The organism is Caldicellulosiruptor morganii (genome assembly GCF_026810225.1).
Taxonomy (GTDB): Bacteria; Bacillota; Thermoanaerobacteria; order Caldicellulosiruptorales; family Caldicellulosiruptoraceae; genus Caldicellulosiruptor; species Caldicellulosiruptor morganii.
In genome coordinates this window covers 1,875,353-1,892,867 of the sequence record NZ_CP113865.1, presented here as the reverse complement: position 1 = coordinate 1,892,867, position 17,515 = coordinate 1,875,353, and the positions used below count along the sequence as shown (strand labels likewise).

Sequence of the window (17,515 nt, the reverse complement as noted above, 5' to 3'; positions counted from 1 at the left end):
CCAGGTATCGAGAAAGTTGAAAGGTTACTGTTTTTAACTTTAAATGCTAATGATATAAGAAGAGCAGATGATATTGAAAAGTGGCTTAAATATTTGGATGAAATAGAGAAAAATTCAAGTAAAGAATTCAGGGACTCTGTTGCGAAATATTCACCTGAGTTTGCCGAAAAAATTTGCAGGAAATTGTCGAATTCTGAAATATCAGCGGCAGGAAGACTGTATAATAAGATAGGCGAATTTTTTACCCAAGGATTAAATATCTATATAGACTCACATTACAAAAAACTGATGGAATTATCAGAAGAGTATGGCAGAGAGGCAGTTTATTTGAGTATTCACGAGGGGTTGGAGAATGCCGAAAGAAGACTGGCTGTGATTTTTAAAAATACAAGAGAGATAAAAAATAAAGAAGATTTAGTATATTTTATAAATAGCGGCGATGAGCTGGCAAAGTCGCTGGGTGTGAGTGCTTTCAAAGAATCCAACTATCGAGATTGTTTGTATAAATATCTGGGTATAGATAACATAAAGGATTTGGCAAACAAGGCATATCAAGTTCACCACATATTTCCACAGAGTTTATTTGGGGAAGGTGGTCTTTATGAATCGATATTTAAAAGAGCGAGATTGAATGTCCACGATGTGAGGTTTTTGGGGCTGTGGGATGCAAAGGACCATTTGAAGAAAAAGTATGATTATAATGAAGTATGGTTTAAAGAAATGGACGATTTGAAGGAAAAACACGGAAACAGGATAGAAGATATTGATATAATTGAAGTGATAGAAAAAGGAAGGGAGATAGCGAGCAGATATGGGTTTACAAGGGTTAGATTTTAGCTTTTATGACAATTTTTATCATCTTATACCTAGTTGGCGTTCAATGCAAGTAGAAATGCGACAGGAAGACTATTTAAGTGGTAAATATTTAGAGATATTAAGACGAGGGCATGAGATTGTGGAAAAAGAAGGTGCGATAGAGTTTTGGAGGATAAGGAATAAAAGGTTATCAGATGTTCTTACCACAGGAAGTGGTATACTGGTAGTGACGGGCAGGGTGATAGGGATTTTGGAGAGGTATGGGTTTACGGGGTGGAGGAAATTTAAGGTAGTGATAAAGGATAAGAAGAAGGGCGTAATAAGCGAAGGTTACTGGGGAATAAGTGTTGTGAGCAATATATTGAGAAGAAGGAGGGATTTATATCGAGAGGTAGTAGAGGAGAGGCTAAATGGGACTAAGAAGATAAGGAAGTTTGGATGGTATTTTGAGCCTGAGGACTGGGACGGCAGTGATTTTAACCTGCTTGGTGGTGTATCTTTAATAGTTACAAAGAGGGTAAAGGATGTGTTTGAGAAGGAGAAGGTAAAGAATATAAGCATTGATAGTGTGCATGATATTGAGATCTTTTGAGAGGGGCAGAAGAGCCCCTTATTTTTTAATATGCTATAAAAAATTTTGACACTTCTTCTGTAAAGAACTTTTAAAAAGTATGCTTAAGAGTATATTAAAAGGTTTCTCACAAGGTTTATTTATCCCTCTATATCTTATTCACTTATGAACACTAAATGTTCTATAATAATGTTATACTCAAAGAAAAGGGGGCTACTAGTTTTTGAAAGTTGTCTGCTACGGAGAGGTTTTGATAGATTTTTTGAATGTAAAAGAAAACCTTTTTGAAGCAAACCCGGGTGGTGCACCGGCAAATGTTGCAGCGGCTATCTCAAAGTTTGGAGGAACGTCCTATTTAATTTCACAAGTTGGGAATGACATGTTTGGAAAAATGATTATAGATAGCCTTTCTGCCTGTGGTGTTGACATTTCAAATGTTAAAATAACAGATGAATATTTTACGACACTTGCGTTTGTAAAGCTTGATAGCAGGGGTGAAAGGTCTTTTTCGTTCTCAAGAAAATATGGTGCAGATGTTTACCTGAGAGTGGAAGATATTGATATGAATATCGTAAAGTCAGCTGATATATTTCACTTTGGCTCACTTTCAATGACATATGAACAAAACAAAAGAACCACCTTAGAGCTTTTAAAGATTGCAAGACAAAGTGGCAGCGTCATCTCATATGACCCAAATTACAGAAGTAGCCTTTGGGAAAGCCAAAAAAAGGCTTTGGATACCATGATTGAACCTGTTGAGAGTGGGTTTGTTGATATTCTGAAGATGTCTGAGGAAGAGGTTTTGCTATATGAAAAGGACGTAAATAACTTTTATAATAGAATAAAAGATAAGGTAAAGATTTTTCTTGTGACATTTGGCGAAAAAGGTAGTATGGTTTTCTTTAAGGAGAAGTCATATTTTGTTGATACAATAAAAGTTGATGTGGTTGACACAACAGGATGTGGAGACTGCTTTGTCGGCATGGTTTTGTACGAAATTTCAAAGTTTTTGCCAGTTGAAAATCTTTCAGAAGATGAAATTATTAAAATTGTAAGAAAGGCAAACATAGCAGGGGCTCTCTGTGCAACCAAAAAAGGTGCTATTCCTGCAATTCCTGAGTACACTCAAGTTTTAGAAAGGCTTTGAAGTTCAAAAAGCCCTTTATTAAAAAATTTTTTGGGGGAAAGAATTATGAGAGCAATAATAACGGTTGTGGGTAAAGATAAAGTTGGCATAATTGCGGCAATCTCGAGCTTACTTGCCCAGAACAATGTAAATATTCTTGATATAAGCCAGACAATTATGCAGGGATTTTTTACAATGATAATGCTTGTTGACCTTCAAGATTGCAAATTGAAGTTTTCTGAACTGAAAGATCTTCTCATAAAAAAAGGGCAGGAAATAGGCGTTGATGTAAATATGCAGCACGAAGACCTTTTCAATAGCATAAACAGGATATAGTAATTTTACTTTTTTGAGGAGATGAAAGCAGAATGTTTACATCGCAGGAGATAATTGAAACCATCAATATGGTGAAGCAAAGCAATTTAGATATTCGAACAATCACAGTGGGGATAAGCCTTTTTGATTGTAGCTCTGACATTCCCCAAAGGTTTATTGATAACATGAGAAAAAAGATTATAAAATATGCGGGGAATCTCAAAAATGTGGCAAATGAGATTGAGGATATGTTTGGACTTCCAATTGTCAACAGAAGGGTTGCGCTAACACCTATTTCTCTTTTGACCTTTTCTTATTCATATGAAGACCTCATAAAGGTTGCAACTGCCATTGATGATATTGCCAAAGAACTTGAGGTTGACCTGATAGGTGGTTACTCTGCTGCTGTTCACAAAAACTATGATGAAAATACAAGGAAATTTATATCTTCTATCCCAGATGCGTTGGCATCAACAGATAGACTATGTTCTTCGGTTGATGTTGGGACAACAAGGTCGGGTATTAACCTTGATGTGATTGCCCATCTTGGGTTTATAATAAAAGAGATTGCACAAAAAACTAAAGACAAAGACAGTTTCGGATGTGCAAGGTTTGTTGTGTTTGCAAACGCACCAGATGACAATCCATTTATGGCAGGTGCGTTTCATGGGACAGGCGAGGGAGATTGCAGCATCAATGTTGGAATCTCAGGCCCTGGTGTTGTGAAAAGAGCATTGGAAGAGAAGAAAGACGCTTCAATTGATGAGATTTATGAGACAATAAAAAAGATGGCATTTAAAATAACAAGGGCCGGTCAGCTTGTTTTGCAGTATGCTTGCAAGAAACTTGGTATTCCTGCAGGGATTGTAGATTTGTCTCTTGCGCCAACTCCGAAGGTAGGTGACAGTATTGCGGAGATACTTGAAGAAATTGGGATAGATAAGGTTGGAGGGTATGGAACAACATTTGCTTTAGCAATTTTAAATGATGCAGTTAAAAAAGGCGGTGCAATGGCTGCAACATTTACAGGGGGTTTATCTGGTGCGTTTATTCCTGTCTCAGAAGACAGTGGAATGGTAAAAGGGGTTGAAAGTGGTTCGCTTACGTTGGAAAAACTTGAAGCTATGACAAGTGTTTGTTCTGTTGGGCTTGATATGATTGTTGTGCCGGGAGATGTTGAACCTGAATTGATTTCAGGGATGATAGCAGATGAGATAGCAATTGGTGTATATAATAACAAAACAACTGCTGTGAGAGTCATTCCTGCGTATGGTAAAAAAGAAGGCGATGAGGTTAACTTTGGTGGGCTTTTGGGAGGTTCAAAAGTGATGAAAATAAATAGAAGCTCACCAAAAAGGTTGATTGAACGTGGAGGAAGAGTTCCACCACCTATAATTTCGCTTAGAAACTAAAAATTTTGAAAAGGAGGTACAAAAAATGCTTTTTTCCAAGATGCACGGACTTGGCAATGACTTTATTGTAATAGATGCAAGAGGCAAAGAGGATATTGATTACAACTCTCTTGCAAAGAGGATGTGCCACAGACACATTGGTGTTGGAGCAGACGGACTGCTGCTTGTTTTAGATTCGAAGCTTGCTGATATCAGGATGAGAATTATAAACTCAGACGGGTCTGAGGCTGAGATGTGTGGAAATGGAATTCGGTGCTTTTCTAAATATGTGTTTGAAAGAGGAATAGTAAAAAAAGACAAATTCAAGGTTGAGACATTGGCAGGAATAATAGAACCAGAGCTTATTTTAAATGAATATGGGCTTGTGGAGAAGGTAAAGGTCAACATGGGAAAACCAAGCTTTAAAAGAAAGGATATTCCTATGCAAGGCGACCCAGAAAGCGATGCTATAAATACATCAATAGAGGTTGATGGTAAAGAGTATAAGATTACATCTCTGTTGATGGGTGTTCCTCACACAGTGTTGTTTGTTGATGATGTAGAAAAGGTTGACATTTATACTTTAGGTCCTAAAATAGAAAGGCATGAGGTATTTCCAAGGAAAACAAATGTCAATTTTGTTCAGGTGATTGACAAGAATAATATTAAGGTGAGAACGTGGGAAAGAGGAGCCGGAGCTACATTTGCATGTGGAACAGGCTCTTGTGCCTCTGTGATAGCATCAAACTTGAACGGTTTTACAGAAAAGAAGGTAAACGTCCACCTTTATTTTGGCATGCTTGAAATAGAGTGGCAAGATGATGGCACAGTATTCATGACAGGACCTGCCGAGGAGGTTTTTGTTGGAGAGTATTTGGATTAAAGATTATTTTTAGAAATTACAGAAAAAAGCTCTCTTATCTTGGTTATAAAGCTTATAAATAGAAATAGATGCCAAGAATGAGAGCTTTTTTATTTAACAATTAAAATTTGGTATTATATAATTAATAAAAATTTATCTTTAGTTCTACTTTTTTCAACAAGTGTAATTGTAAAAGGACTTGAAAGGGGATATTTTGTGGTAAATTCAAGAAAAGCTGAAGAAGAATCTAATGAATATACCTTTATTTTATAATGCTTTGGAATATCTCTATAGTCAAAACGAGGGGAGAAAGTTAAAAAAAGACCATGTTTTAAGATGTACTTGTACATGATATCTGGCATAAATTGCTCTTCTTTGCTCAGGAGAATATTTACACTTTTTGTATTGTTACCATTTAAAAATTCTTTACTTATTCTTAACAGATTTTGTTTATCATTTATTTCTTCAATTGATAAAGAAATAGTCGTTAGTAAACCATTATTATAGTGCAGGAATTTATTATCAAGATTGATTGAAGTTTGCATTATCTCTTTTGTATAATTTTTAAGTTCTAATTTTATAAGTCTGGATAAATTAGTTTTTATAGATTTCTTAATATAGTAGAAGCACAAATCTTTTATCGATTCAATATCATCTAAAAAGCGAAAAGAAAAATTTTCTGAGACACGTTCAACAATATAAGCGTCTAAAAATAATTTTTGATTTTTAATGTCTTCAATAAATTTATTCAGTGGATAAAATGCAAAAGCCTCCCAAAAGTGTCGAGTCATTTTTGAATTTTCTGGTAGCCAATACATTTCCTTTTCCTCAGCGTCAATTTGTCCAAATTTAATAAATATAAAACCATCAGCGTTGCTAACAGGAAAATACCTTATATAGGATATAGGAAACGGCTTTTTAGGATCATTATCGTAAATGTAACTATAGAATTTATTTTCAAAAAGGTCTATTACATAAATTTGCCATTTATTATTAGAGTTGGAAGCATAGAACTTGTCGTGTATAGTTATTATATAGCGAAAATTTACCATTTCAAAAAAAAGAAGGGGAGGCACAATGAAATTACTTATACCTTCCTGTTTTAAGTGATTTTCCCATAGCTTTAATTCAACAATAGGAATTTCAAAAATGTCTTTTTCGTCTCTATTTAGCAGGTTAATACTCCTGACAGTAATTTTAACATAGTCATCTGCAATATTCCAGTAATACCCATATAGTGTATTATTTATTTCATCAAAATAAATGATTTTATCTAATTCTTTTTTAAACAGGTAAGTTTTAAGTTGAAGATTTGAGATATCAATAAAACATATACCAACAGATTTATATGTGCTTCGGTTTAATACACTTCTTAATAAGAAATTTTTGCACTCTATTGGTAAACTACCCAATTGATTATTTTTTAAAACATTATGCATTTCGGATGATAAATCTTGGATATAAACAACATCAATGTTCATTATTTTTATCCTCCTAAATAAAAGTATTTGACTGCTTTGTTAAAAGACAAGAAGTAGCTTTGAAAAGTTTGTTTAGCTACCTCTTTGTAATTTTTGTATTACAAAATTTTACTAAACCATAACCAAAGATATTGTCTTTTCCTTCTTTTCCTATGTCTTTAGATAATTTCAAAAGCACTTTATAAATTTCATTAGCTATCAAGAATAAATCAGTAAAAATATATCAGTGTCTCCATTTGATTATAAGGATTATCTAAAACCATATCTTTATATAGCATGTGAACTTGATCTTGAGAATCAATAAACTGTTTATTAGAGCAACTATAAGACTTGTAAGTTAAATAAAGATGGTCGGGATTTTGCAATATATCTTCTTCATTAAAATGCATTTTACATGTAATTATGTAATCTTTTTTTAAATTTAATTTAATGATATTTTCATTTCCCTCAAATTCAAAATAAAAGTCCCTCTTAATTATCCTTTTTCCAAAAAACAAAATAGTAACTTTAAAACAATACGAATTTATTTTATTGGCTTTCACAATATAAAATATAAAATAAATTCTTTTTTTGGAATTTTATTGCTGTCCAATATACGTTCTTTTACGAACATTGAATCACTTAAAATTCTCTCATCAAGGCTACAGACGGTTTCTTTTGTTTTTACACCTAGAAACTTTGACTCTTATTAGTTCTGACTTGTTTTGAGTTATAAAAGTCTTTATATAGAAAAACTCATCATTTTCGAACCATCTGCAACAAGTTGGCACAACAACATTGAAATCCATTCTCTCAAAACAATATCTTTCGAGATCAACATTACGAATAGAAATGTCTTCAAAAAATTTCCTGAGAGGATAAATTATCATCTTTTGATTAACACGGAAATTAGAAAGCTCAAAATTTTCTTTTTTTTCTTGTATTGCCTCAAAGATAATATCAAATTTTTCAGAATCACCAATTCTACCAGTTTGAAAAAGAATATATTTTCCTCCCAACAAGGTTGTCTGAACTATTTCAATTTCTTTTATAAACTTTTCAGAAATGTATGAAAGGTAATAAATTTTCTCAACTGTTGAGTCAAAGAAGAAAAGATAAGATTTATCTTTTTTCTTTTTATTCATTGTTTCTATCAAACAATCTATTGTAAAAATAGAATATTTACCATCAAGAATCTTAGTTTGACAGAAACATTCTATCTGATTTAAGGAAATTTTAGATTCAGTTTTCCGAAACTGTAGCAGTTTTATTTCATATAAGTTTACTTCGGCATGGTTTAATATATCTATTTTTAATATGCAAAAAGCCGAAGAGTTTTGCTCTATAGACAAACCATAGACAATCATTTTTGTCTTATCAATACCAATAATATTATCTATTGGTATTTTTAAACTGTATTCAGTCAAAAGGTGAAGACGTTTATCTGCTTCAAGAGTGTATATTAGCAAATTTGTAATTTTTAGATTAGAAGAATTTTCCTCTCTTGTTGCAATAAATAAAGTATCTTCGTGGTACAAAAGTCTCGTCTTAGAACAAATTTTTAATGGATTTTCAGACAATATGCTTTTTTGTGGAATAAACAAATGTCCTACAAAAGTTACATTACCCACTTATTTACACCTCAATTGATATTTCTATTTTTGACTTTTTGGCGTCACAAGCTTATTTTGCATACATTATTCTAATTGTTGTCCAAACCACTTTTGACAACTAGAAAACGACTGTAATTCAAAGAATACCAATGATTAGAAACTTTATATCAATATGGTACAACCAAGATTTCCTCATTATCTAGAGGATTATTAAAATACAAAATATTTGAACAAGGTTCGGTTTGTAGTAGTAATCTTTTATCATAAAGTGAAAAAAACTTAAAAATGGTGTTATTAGGCTCCAAATATTCCATTGTTACAAGGTAGCCATCACTTTCACAAATATCTATACATCTTTCTTTTTTGTTAAACTTAAATGTGTTGTAATTCTTAGTAACTATTTTTTTTCCTAAATAGAGAGCTTCTATAATACTTATTTCTTGATTTTCAACTATTTCTCTTGCAATGTAAAGAACATCTTTTTTATCAATCTTCTTTACTTTAATAATTTTGTAATTGGTATAACTAGAATTTTCTAATATTTTTTCCCTGATGGTACAAATAAGATGTGAAGAATTATTCTTCTCAAGAAGATTAATTTTGTAAAATTCAGATTTATTTTCATTAACATATGTTTTAAGATAATAATAGTTATCATTCTCAATGAAATAAAAGGGTAAAACAGCATCGAATTGAGTACATGTAAAAGTGTATTTTTCGAAATCTACTGTATCTTTTAAAATATCAACTTTTAATTGTTCAATAGGATAAATTATGTGCTTTTGAGTAAAATGATCGGTTGAAACAATATCACTTCCTTCTTTATTATTGACAAGGAGATCATGTTTTTCGGAACTTCCAAGGTTGTTAATTTCAAAAAATAAGTATTTAGAATCAAACAGATGTACTTGGACCACGTTGATATGTTTTATTTTTTTTGATAGTCGAGAAGACAATAGATAATATTTTTTTGCTATAATATCAATAAAAATAAATAATGGTTCAAACATCTCTAATTTGTTATTCTTATCAAAGTATAGCATTAATTTCACAAAGATATATCTTTTATCTAATAATTTTGCATGTATTGAATATTTAGTTTTACAAAAAAGGCTGTTATCAAAGTCTTCCAGTTCTAAAGGGAGGGGAATGTCTATTATATCCTCTTCTTCTAACTCAGAGTTCAGTTTTTTTATATGGAGTTTGAGACAAGAAGTAAAAGAGCCATGAATTGTAAATATATCTTCGCACATATCATTATATAAAATTTTAACATCATTGGAAAGTTTAAAGTATTTAGATTTATATTTTTTAGTATCAATATAAAATACTCCCATCTGATATAATTTAAATGGATGTTTATAAGTCCAACAAAAAATTTTATTATTTTTGTAAAGACAAAAGTTTGAAAATTCTCTGGTATTATAATTCGATAAATATTCTCTTAAACTATCAAATAAAGAAATTTTCCTCAATTAGTTGACCTCCTTATCCTAATGCAATAGGCAAAGCTATAGCAAACTGTGCAGAGACAGTGTCCAAATCACCAATATTATACTCTTCTTTTGTTTTATCATCAATTAGCTTTGCCTTTAAGTTTTAAAAACATGTTTATAGAAACTTTGATTATTTGATATTAGAAGATATTTTGAATTTAGCAACATTGAGATATAATAAAAATTAGCTAAAAGAAGAATTATGCAAAGTTTTTATTGTCCAGTTAATTACAAAAATTCAATTAAAATGTGTAAAAAATAAGGGTTGAAAAATGTTGAACTTGATATTGGAACACAAAAAGTTGTTAGAAGAAGCATTAAATAATGAAATTCAGTTAAACGAAAAATTTTTCATTTATAATGACCAAATGATAAAAAATTTTCAACATGAAAGATTAGTACACTTATTGGTTACACTCTTCTTTGGACTAATTACAATATTAGCGTTTATATTTGTATACAGCAATGTACAATCTCTGTGTGGGTATATACTAATTGCAATATTGATAGTTATGACCTTTTTCTATACAATATACTACTTTAGACTTGAAAATGCCGTTCAAGAAATTTATAAACTAACGAAGGAAATCTACAAAAAAAGCAATATGTTGTAATTTAGTTTTCAACCAAATTTAAAGGTTTCTTTTGTAAACATTGAGGTAGAGGAGTTTCCAGTCAGAAAATTGATGATATTCAACCTCTATTTACTTTAAGGAGGGAATATTCCATTTTTATTTTTTTTAAATCAATAGAAGGTAGCAGTTTGCAGTATGTTTTTAAAAATCAACACACAATATGTACGGTTGGTTTTTGCTTGAGGAAGAATAAAATATCTGAATTAATCATTTTGATTGAATTTTTTTCAGCATGTGATATAATTGTAATGTGGTTTTATGGCTTTTTGCAGGGAAGGTGAGTTAATTGAAAATTTTCTACGTTAATATTGAGTATAAAGATGGAAAAAAGGTAGAAGATGTTTTCCTCACAAATGCCAAGGCAAAAGAGATGTGCGATTTGCTTTTGGGTGAGGACAAAGAAGGTGCTATCAAGCTTGTTGAAACAAAGTGCAGAGAAGTGGACTTATGATTTGAACTGGAATTTTTGACAAGTCAATACAAATTTTTTAGGAGGTTTTTAATCACAATGGCAAAGATAATTCTAACTGTATTAGAGCTTCTTTTAGCAATAGCCCTTATAATTATTGTGCTTTTGCAGTCTGGCAAGAGTGCAGGACTTTCAGGTTCAATTGCAGGTGGTGCTGAGACATTTTTTGGAAAGTATAAAGGAAGAACTCTTGATGCTATGCTTGGAAGATATACGTGGATTATAGCAGCAGCTTTCTTTGTTGTATCAATAGTTTTATTCTTTGTAATAAAGTAAAACCTGAGGTTGAATGTCAACCTTGGGTTTTTATTTTAACCATGAATGTTCACAATATCTTACAAAACGCTTAATACAAAAGGAGGAAGATTTTAAAATGAGCGTCACACGTGAAGTTGCACTGGAGGAGCTTAAAAAGAGAATAAAGACACAGAATCTTTTCAAACACTGTTTGGCTTGCGAGGCTATCATGCGCGAGCTTGCATGTTATTTTGAACAAGATATGGATAAGTGGGGTATTTGTGGACTTGTTCATGACATAGATTATGAGGATACAAAAAACGACCCGAGCGCGCACAGCTTGGTTGGCGCAAAAATTTTGGAGGATTTGGGGTTTGATAAGGACATTGTATATGCTGTAAAAGTTCACAACGACGCACACGGTCTTCCAAGACTTTCTCTTTTGGACAAGGCACTTTACTGTGTTGACCCGACATCTGGTTTCATTGTTGCAGGTGCGCTGATTCTACCATCAAAAAAACTTTCGGATGTGACGGTACCGTTTCTGCTAAACAGGTTCAATGAAAAAAGCTTTGCAAAGGGTGCAAACAGAGATCAGATGAGAGCATGTTCTGACCTTGGGCTTGAACTTGAAGAGTTTTTAGGTATAGCAATCAGAGCTATGCAAAAAATATCTAATGAGCTTGGTTTGTAAACTTAAAAAATAAAAGGATGTGATAATCCTGTGAAAAAGATAAAGTATGAGGAAAAGAAACAGGAGGTTTTAAATCTTTTTCAGGAAGAAAGCTATCATCCCATGACATTTTCAGAAATCCTTGAGATTTTAAGCTGGCAGGAAAAGGATGAAAAGCTTCTCAAAAAGATATTAGATGAATTAGAACAAGAGGGCAAGATTGTAAGGACAAAGCGTGGCAGGTTCGGTCTTGCTGAGGAGATGAACCTGTTTGCAGGAATGCTTGAGGTAAACCCGCGCGGCTATGGTTTTTTGATTCCTGACAACCCCAATGTACCCGACATTTATATCTCACCAGAGAACATGAACGGTGCTATGCATGGCGACAGGGTGCTTGTAAAGGTACTTTCTCTTCCGCCTGTTGAGGGCAAAAAGGTAGAGGGGTTTATTGAGAGGATTTTGCAAAGAGGTATCACAAAAGTTGTTGGAAGGTATGAGGATAGCAAAAACTTTGGTTTTGTCATTCCAGATGACCAGAGGATAACATATGACATCTATATTCCAAAAAGCGGGAAGAACAAGGCTAAAACGGGTCAGAAGGTTGTTGTTGAGATTACCAGGTATCCTGAAAAAAGAAGAAACCCTGAGGGGAAAATTATTGAGATTTTGGGGTATGAAAATGCCAAAGGTGTTGACATTCTTTCAATAATTAAAAAATATGAACTTGACGAGGAGTTCCCAAAAGAGGTATTAAAAGAAGTTGAGAATATTCCAGATGAAGTGACAGAAGAGGATTTAGAAGGAAGAGTTGACCTGCGCAACTGGACAATCTTTACAATCGATGGTGAGGATGCAAAAGACTTTGACGATGCAGTGTCTATCAAAAAACTTCCAAACGGGAACTATCTTTTAGGTGTTCATATTGCAGATGTTAGCCACTATGTAAAGCCAAACACCCATCTTGACAAGGAAGCTTACAGGCGCGGAACGTCTGTGTATCTTGTTGACAGAGTCATCCCAATGCTTCCGTTTAAGCTTTCAAATGGCATCTGTTCACTCAACCCCAACGTTGACAGGTTGACATTTTCAGTTCTTATGGAGATTGACAAGCAGGGAAATGTTGTGAAGCATGACATCTTTGAAAGTGTGATCAGAAGCAAAGAGAGAATGACGTATACAAATGTGACAAAGATTCTCAAAGAAGAGGACAAAGAGCTTTTGAAAAGGTATGAACATATAAGAGAAGACTTAGAGCTAATGCGCGAGCTTGCTTTAATTTTGCGAGAAAAGAGAATGAAAAGAGGGGCTTTGGATTTTGATTTTGATGAGACAAAAGTCATACTTGACAAAAACGGCAAACCCATAGACGTTATCCGATATGAGCTTACAATTTCTAATAAAATAATTGAAGAGTTTATGCTAATTTGCAACGAGACAGTTGCAAATCATTTCTACTGGCTAAATGTTCCGTTTTTGTACAGGGTTCATGAAGAGCCTGATATTGAAAAGATTTACCAGTTTGCAGAGTTTATATACAACATGGGGTATGTTCTAAAAGGTATTTCGAACAAGGTACATCCCAAAGCTTTGCAGGCGGTTTTAGAGCAAAGCCGTGGCACGCCAGAAGAAAGGGTTATTCATACGCTGTGTTTGAGGTCTCTTAAGAAAGCAAGGTACTGTGAAGAAAACCTTGGTCACTTTGGTCTTTCGACAGAATACTATTGTCACTTTACCTCTCCAATAAGAAGGTATCCTGACCTTGTAATCCACAGGATTATGAAAGATGTTTTGAAAGGCAAAATGACAGAGAAGAAAGCTCAGAGACTGAAACTTAAAATGCCAGAGATTGCAAAATGGACATCACAGAGAGAAAGAGTTGCAGAAGAGGCAGAACGTGAAACGGTTGACCTAAAGAAAGTTGAATTTATGCAGGACAAGATTGGTCAGGTCTTTGAAGGAATTATTTCTAATGTTACGCCTTTTGGATTTTTTGTTGAGCTTGAAAACACAATCGAAGGCTTAGTAAGAGTCAGCTCTTTAGAAGATGATTATTATGTCTTCAATGAAAAGACATATCAGCTGATAGGTGAAAGGTCAAAAAAGGTATACAAAATTGGTGACAGGGTCAAAGTAATGCTCATTGACGCCAATGTGCCACTCAGACAAATAGAGTTTGCTGTGGTAGAAAAACTTAAAATGTGATGAAGGGTGGTGCGCATGCACATAGCACTTTACAGGAAATACAGGCCCAAAGTGTTTGAAGATGTTGTTGCTCAGGATCATATAACCAAAACGTTAAAAAACCAGATAAAACAGGACAAAGTAGCACACGCATACATCTTTTGTGGACCAAGAGGAACTGGCAAGACAACAACCGCAAAGATAATGTCAAGAGCTGTGAACTGTTTGAATCCCAAGGATGGAAATCCATGCAACGAATGTGAGGTTTGCAGGAGCATCTTAGACGAAAAGACACTTGACGTTTTGGAGATTGACGCTGCATCAAACACCAGTGTCAATGACGTGAGGCAAATCAGGGACGAAGTTAGGTACCCACCTTCTATGTGCAAAAAGAAAGTGTATATAATAGACGAGGTTCACATGCTCTCAACAGGGGCTTTCAACGCGCTTTTAAAAACCCTTGAAGAGCCCCCCTCCCATGCACTTTTTATTCTTGCAACCACAGATATCCAGAAAGTGCCTGCAACCATTTTATCCAGGTGTCAGAGGTTTGATTTTAAAAGGATTTCTGTAAAGGACATATATGAAAGACTCAAAAAGATTGTTCAGATGGAAAATATTTCAATTGACGATAATGCCCTCTATTTGATTTCGCAAAAGGCAGAAGGAGCTCTGAGGGATGCTTTGACCATATTAGAAAGATGCATAAATACATCTGATAAACATATAACCTACAAGTTTGTTGCAAACCTTTTAGGTGTTACATCAACTGAGATTGTGAAAGAGTTTATTGCTGCTATTGTAGAAAACAATTCAAACAAAGGACTCAAAGTTGTAAATAGGCTTTGGGATGAAGGAATGGATGTTAATACCTTTTTAGAAGAGGCTGTGAAACTTTTGAGAAGTGCACTGATTTTACGACTTGGTGCAAAAGATGTTTTGGTTGACATGGTTGAGAATGATAAAGCTTTTGTCATAAACATCTCAAACCTTGTTGACTCAAACAGGCTTGTGTCGAGCATAAAGATGCTTATTGACACTGCCAACCAGATACGCTGGACAAGGTTTCCAAAGGTCTTGCTTGAAATAAACACAATAAAGCTTTGCGATAGCCAGTTTGACACCTCATTTGAAGCACTCCTTGAGAGAGTGCGAAAACTTGAGACAAAGCTATCACAGCTTGCCGAAAATCCCAAAGCTTTTGATGCCATGAAACTTGACAAGGCTCAATCCACAAAACAAGAGCAAAAGACCCCGCATATAGCTGACAAAAGCGCGGAAGGTGTAGATACCAATGCATCTTTTTCATGGTCTGAGATTTTGAGCAGATGGGAGGAAATAAAAGAGGCTGTCAAGGAGGAAAAGCCGGGACTTTCACATGTTCTTCAAAGTGCCAGCCTGAAGTTTGAAAATGGTGTGAAGGTATGTTTCAAGCAGGAAGATAGTGTGTTTGCAGATGTTTTGAGCAGGAACATAGAGTATTTTAAATCGGTTTTGAAAAGAATTGTAGGATATGAAGGAGAAGTCTCTGTTGAGGTTGAAAAGGAAAAGCCTTTGAAGGAAGATGCTGTATCTGACCAGGATATAATAAACAAGCTCAAGGACATCTTTCCTGACACAGAGATTACTATAAAAGAGTGAAAGGAAGAAGCGATATGAACAACAACATTTACATTATCTACGGTAAAGATGCTAAATCTATGACAAAACAGCTTCTTGAGTATGCCGATGTGAAAAGATATATTCCTATAAAGAGCAAAATTGCTATAAAACCCAACTTGGTTGTTGCAAAGCCGTACACCTCAGGTGCGACAACAAACCCATACATTGTTGAAGGAATCATAGAGTACTTGAGGGAAAATGGGTTTGAAAACATTGCAATTTTAGAGGGTGCATGGCTTGGCGCTTCCACAAAAAGGGCGTTTGAAGTTTGTGGGTATACTGAGATTGCAAAAAAGTATGGTGTAAAGCTCATTGACACAAAAGACGATAGGCCTTTGAAGGTAAATGTTGATGGGTTTGAACTTAACATTTGTAGCAAGGTTTATGAATATGACTTTTTAATAAATGTTCCGCTTTTGAAAGGGCACTGCCAGACACAACTTACCTGTGCTTTGAAAAATCTTAAAGGGCTCATTCCTGACAGTGAAAAGAGAAGGTTTCATACACTTGGTCTTCACAAACCAATTGCATATTTGAACAAAGCAATAAAGACCCATCTTGTAGTGGTAGACAGTATTATGCCAGACCCTGACTTTGAAGAGGGAGGAAATCCTGTTGAGAAGGATTTTATAGCCCTTGGCTTTGACCCGGTTCTGATTGACAGCTTTGCCGCCGAGCATCTGGGATACAACCCATATGACATTGAATACATAAGCTTGGCAGAAAAATTGGGAGTTGGAAAAGCCGGTGAGTATAATATCATAGAAATAAATCCTGAGAAAAAAACAATTGGATTTTCAAAAAGGTCCTCTATTGTTTCAAGATACGCGAAGTATATTGAAGAAAAAGATGCATGTTCAGTCTGCTATGCAAATTTAATAAGTAGCCTTATGAGACTTGATGAGCAAGGGCTTTTGAAAAAACTTTCAAAAAAACTGTATATTGGCCAGGGCTATAAAGGAAAAGCTATGGATGGAATAGGAATTGGAAGCTGCACAAAAGCTTTTAATGTGTGCAAACTTGGATGTCCTCCAAAGTCAAACGAGATTGTTGAGTTTTTAAAACAAAATTTATAGAAAATATTCATGCTCAGGGCACATGCATGTAAAAGAAGATGTGTGTGCCTTTTTTGTTTGCTTAAAAAATAGAAAGTAACTTTTCAACACCCAAAGAAGCTTGGGAAATAACATATCCACAGAGTTATCCACATTATCCACAGCTTAAGTTTTAACAGAATGGATATTTGGCTATTGTGAATTGTGGATAGTTTTGTGGAAAAAATTTTTGTGTAAATAAGTCGAATTTGGTGGTATATATATAATATCAAAACAAAACCTTCTACATAGAAAGGATGGTCAATATGATGAACTTTATTATCAGTGGCAAGAACATTGAAGTAACAGATGCACTAAAAGAAAGGATTGAAAAGAAACTTTCAAAGCTTGAGAGGTATATCAAACTTAACACTGATGTTCATGTAACTTTGAGTGTTGAGAAGATTTCACACATAATTGAAGTGACAATACCATTCCATGGAATGATTTTGAGAGCTGAAGAGAGAAGCAACGATATGTACAGTGCCATAGATTTGGTTGTTGACACCTTGGAAAGGCAAATTCGAAAGTTCAAAACAAAGATAGCAAAAAGGGCAAAAGATGCAGAGTCTTTGCGATACATGACATTCGAATTAGAGGAGCCTGAAAAGGAAGGTCAAGAAGAAAATGGTGAGTTTAGAATTGCCAAGACAAAGAGGTTTCCAATAAAGCCAATGAGCGTGGAAGAGGCTATTTTGCAGATGAATTTGCTTGGTCATAACTTCTTTGTATTTTTGAATCAGGACACAGATAAGGTGAATGTGGTGTATAAAAGAAACGACGGTGCGTATGGTTTAATTGAACCTGAATATTAAAAGTTTTTTTAAACATAAGAAAAAATTAAGAGCATCACTGCCCCCGCTCAAGACAAGAATTTGTCTTGAGCGGATTTTTGTTTGAATATATCTTCAAGA

General features: G+C 34.1%; 16 protein-coding genes. 13 read left to right on the top strand and 3 right to left on the bottom strand.

The window, feature by feature from the left end:
• The first annotated feature begins 93 nt into the window (after nt 1–93).
• The 6 genes from OTK00_RS09475 (at nt 94) to dapF (ending at nt 5,102) form a co-directional block, all read left to right on the top strand.
• Nucleotides 94–837 (top strand): hypothetical protein, encoded by a 744-nt coding sequence (locus OTK00_RS09475; protein ID WP_241765462.1) that lies wholly within the window; start codon nt 94–96, stop codon nt 835–837.
• Nucleotides 838–880: 43 nt separating this feature from the next.
• On the top strand, nt 881–1,408 hold the full coding sequence (locus tag OTK00_RS09470) for a hypothetical protein (RefSeq protein WP_237738151.1): 528 nt from the start codon (nt 881–883) through the stop codon (nt 1,406–1,408).
• A 202-nt stretch (nt 1,409–1,610) separates the two neighbouring features.
• Nucleotides 1,611–2,534, top strand: a complete 924-nt coding sequence (locus tag OTK00_RS09465) for a carbohydrate kinase family protein (RefSeq protein WP_045169040.1) — start codon at nt 1,611–1,613, stop codon at nt 2,532–2,534.
• 45 nt (nt 2,535–2,579) lie between these two features.
• Entirely contained in the window at nt 2,580–2,849 is a 270-nt protein-coding gene (locus OTK00_RS09460) for an ACT domain-containing protein (RefSeq protein ID WP_029228822.1), read from the top strand.
• Between the two features lie 32 nt (nt 2,850–2,881).
• Nucleotides 2,882–4,240, top strand: a complete 1,359-nt coding sequence (locus OTK00_RS09455) for a PFL family protein (RefSeq protein ID WP_045169041.1) — start codon at nt 2,882–2,884, stop codon at nt 4,238–4,240.
• Between the two features lie 25 nt (nt 4,241–4,265).
• Nucleotides 4,266–5,102, top strand: coding sequence for a diaminopimelate epimerase (gene dapF, locus OTK00_RS09450; protein ID WP_045169042.1), 837 nt, complete (start codon nt 4,266–4,268; stop codon nt 5,100–5,102).
• A gap of 113 nt (nt 5,103–5,215) precedes the next feature.
• Here dapF and OTK00_RS09445 read toward each other — a convergent pair whose 3' ends face one another.
• The 3 genes from OTK00_RS09445 to OTK00_RS09435 all read right to left on the bottom strand — a co-directional run bounded on the left by OTK00_RS09445 (nt 5,216) and on the right by OTK00_RS09435 (nt 9,629).
• Nucleotides 5,216–6,562 (bottom strand): hypothetical protein, encoded by a 1,347-nt coding sequence (locus OTK00_RS09445; protein WP_241765463.1) that lies wholly within the window; start codon nt 6,560–6,562, stop codon nt 5,216–5,218.
• A gap of 641 nt (nt 6,563–7,203) precedes the next feature.
• A complete protein-coding gene (locus OTK00_RS09440; RefSeq protein ID WP_241765464.1) occupies nt 7,204–8,172 on the bottom strand; it encodes a hypothetical protein in 969 nt (322 codons plus the stop codon).
• A 149-nt stretch (nt 8,173–8,321) separates the two neighbouring features.
• The gene (locus tag OTK00_RS09435) at nt 8,322–9,629 is read right to left on the bottom strand and encodes a hypothetical protein (protein WP_045170015.1); all 1,308 of its coding nucleotides are present in this window, start codon (nt 9,627–9,629) and stop codon (nt 8,322–8,324) included.
• A 942-nt stretch (nt 9,630–10,571) separates the two neighbouring features.
• Here OTK00_RS09435 and OTK00_RS09430 point away from each other — a divergent pair.
• The 7 genes from OTK00_RS09430 to hpf all read left to right on the top strand — a co-directional run bounded on the left by OTK00_RS09430 (nt 10,572) and on the right by hpf (nt 17,416).
• Nucleotides 10,572–10,736: a hypothetical protein gene (locus OTK00_RS09430; protein WP_198525737.1), complete on the top strand. Its 165-nt coding sequence runs from the start codon at nt 10,572–10,574 to the stop codon at nt 10,734–10,736.
• Between the two features lie 57 nt (nt 10,737–10,793).
• Nucleotides 10,794–11,030: a preprotein translocase subunit SecG gene (gene secG, locus OTK00_RS09425; protein ID WP_045170014.1), complete on the top strand. Its 237-nt coding sequence runs from the start codon at nt 10,794–10,796 to the stop codon at nt 11,028–11,030.
• Between the two features lie 97 nt (nt 11,031–11,127).
• Entirely contained in the window at nt 11,128–11,685 is a 558-nt protein-coding gene (locus OTK00_RS09420) for an HDIG domain-containing metalloprotein (protein WP_045170013.1), read from the top strand.
• A gap of 30 nt (nt 11,686–11,715) precedes the next feature.
• Nucleotides 11,716–13,866, top strand: coding sequence for a ribonuclease R (gene rnr / locus OTK00_RS09415; protein WP_045170012.1), 2,151 nt, complete (start codon nt 11,716–11,718; stop codon nt 13,864–13,866).
• 15 nt (nt 13,867–13,881) lie between these two features.
• Nucleotides 13,882–15,486: a DNA polymerase III subunit gamma/tau gene (gene dnaX / locus OTK00_RS09410; RefSeq protein WP_045170011.1), complete on the top strand. Its 1,605-nt coding sequence runs from the start codon at nt 13,882–13,884 to the stop codon at nt 15,484–15,486.
• A 14-nt stretch (nt 15,487–15,500) separates the two neighbouring features.
• Entirely contained in the window at nt 15,501–16,583 is a 1,083-nt protein-coding gene (locus OTK00_RS09405) for a DUF362 domain-containing protein (protein ID WP_013431864.1), read from the top strand.
• A gap of 287 nt (nt 16,584–16,870) precedes the next feature.
• Nucleotides 16,871–17,416 carry a ribosome hibernation-promoting factor, HPF/YfiA family gene (gene hpf / locus OTK00_RS09400; protein ID WP_013431865.1) on the top strand — a complete coding sequence of 182 codons (546 nt, stop codon included), beginning with the start codon at nt 16,871–16,873 and terminating at the stop codon, nt 17,414–17,416.
• The last annotated feature ends 99 nt before the right edge of the window (nt 17,417–17,515 follow it).